The sequence below is a fragment of the Planktothrix sp. FACHB-1355 genome (assembly GCF_014748295.1).
Taxonomy (GTDB): Bacteria; Cyanobacteriota; Cyanobacteriia; order Cyanobacteriales; family Aerosakkonemataceae; genus Aerosakkonema; species Aerosakkonema funiforme_A.
Genome location: NZ_JACJUP010001243.1, coordinates 1 through 1911 on the forward strand (window position 1 = coordinate 1; position 1911 = coordinate 1911).

The window sequence follows — 1911 nt, forward strand, 5'->3', positions numbered from 1 at the left end:
TATCTTGAAGTTCTATTGTTCTCATCTATTTCTTATATTTCTAAGCTATTTTAAAAAAAAACCTAAGACTGAAGTAGTTTCTTTTATGTCTCATAAGCAGATTTTGCTCATTGACCATGAGGTTTCTGTTCGAGAAGTTTTGCAGATTTGCTTAAGCAGTGTTGGTGGTTGGCGGGTTATATCTGTGGTTTCTATACAAGCAGGCTTAGAAAAGCTGTGTATTGAGCGTGTGGATGCCATTCTTCTAGATACACCAAACTTAGAAACTGATGGTATCGCTTTTATTCAAAAAATTAAAAATGACCCATTGATTCCAGCTATTCCAGTTATTTTTATTACGGCAAAGGCCAAAAACTTTTTGTTGAATCAATTACCAGCTTGGCAAATCGCCGGGGTGATTGCTAAACCATTTAATGCCATGACTTTACCGATTCAAGTGGCTGGAATTTTGAACTGGAGTCTAGGTTCTGAATTTATTGATTGAGCGATTTCTGAAGATTTTATTTCTTGTTTATGAAGGTGCATCATTCGCTAACAATAACCCTTTAATAAATTGGAAAAATGGAATTCTTCCTTAATGTACTTAATGCCATTCATAATCCCGATCGGCAAGGCAGCATGGAACAACTTGAAATGATATTCAATACACTTAATCAAGTGGCGACTAAGCGAGGAATTGAGTCTGCTCAGATGCAAGAAATAATCACAGCGTTGGGCAGATTTCTCCGTCCCGTCTTGCAACACCAGCAGAGAATGATGGGTGACAAGTCGTTAGAGAATTTGATTGCTCAAATGACAGATGCAGAAACAACCGCAGCGACTATCCACCTGCTTATTTCACCACAGTTGCATCAGCAGATTGTTCAAGGTATTTCTCAAAAAACAGGTATCAGTGCAAACAGGCTTCAAGGCATCCTGCCCACAATTATGACTGCCGTGATGGGGCTATTGTATATGGGTGCCAGTAAACCTGGAGTAAGTAGTTCCAATTCTGTTCTCAGTGCTTTTGTCGATCGCGATACAGAGTTAGTTCTCGGTGATGTTTTGCAGTCTGCCGAGTCGTTTCTTAATTCCTCTCTAAGATCCGATAATAAAAGGTAACTTCTTGGCAATCGAAAAAAATTAAACCAACTTCTCAATTTCCCCCTCAGTACTTAGCACTCCTATCAAAACTTCACCTTTTAGTACCGTAACATCTGTAACCGTGCTTTCTTGTAATTGCGGGAGTGCTGAATCACTTGAGTCAATTTTAGGACGGATCAGAATCAGAATTATTCCAACTAGCACCATTGCGGCACCAATGAAACTGCGAGTAGAAAAGGTTTCACCGAGGAGCAAAAATGCGAAAATTGCCCCGAAAACAGGTTCTAGAGCCAAGAATATTGCCGTATCCTGGGCAGATGTCCATTGCTGTGCAAGTGTTTGGCATAAAATTACTAGGGCAGTGGCAACTACGCCAAGGTAGATTAGGAGACCTAAACTTGTTTGAATTGCCTCAATGTTTTCTATTATTTCGGGAGCAGCCCACAATATGCCTAACAATGCTACAACCCAAAGCTGAATTGTCACCAATGGTATGGGTGAGTGGTGTGGCGAAAATATCTCCAGCACAATGATATAAGCGGCATCACTAAGGGCAGATGCCAACAACCAAAAGTCGCCCATCAGAGCTTCCCCACTCTGCCAAGACATCACCCCAATTCCGGTAAAAGCCAGAATCGCTGCTAGTATCATCCTTATGGATAGGCGCTTGCGAAACAGTAGCTCAAACAGGGTGACAAAGATCGTGTTGAGACCGAAGATAAAAGAAGCTTGGTTGGCATAGGCAGTTTCCAATCCAAGAGTTCCCGTAGCAAAAATCACAAAAAGTAACACTCCGAGAATTGCCCCGTCACGGAGTAAATTTAGATT

3 protein-coding genes are annotated in these 1911 nt (G+C 41.1%); 2 read left to right on the plus strand and 1 reads right to left on the minus strand.

The window, feature by feature from the left end:
- Together H6S82_RS31215 and H6S82_RS31220 are read left to right on the plus strand one after the other, a co-directional pair.
- Positions 1-484: response regulator (locus tag H6S82_RS31215; protein ID WP_206756922.1), on the plus strand; the 484-nt coding region annotated here is incomplete at its 5' end.
- A gap of 77 nt (positions 485-561) precedes the next feature.
- Positions 562-1101, plus strand: a complete 540-nt coding sequence (locus tag H6S82_RS31220; protein ID WP_190472100.1) for a DUF937 domain-containing protein — start codon at positions 562-564, stop codon at positions 1099-1101.
- A gap of 21 nt (positions 1102-1122) precedes the next feature.
- Here the strand turns inward: H6S82_RS31220 and H6S82_RS31225 are convergent.
- A partial coding sequence (locus tag H6S82_RS31225; protein WP_206756923.1) for a DMT family transporter occupies positions 1123-1911 on the minus strand: 789 nt, incomplete at its 5' end.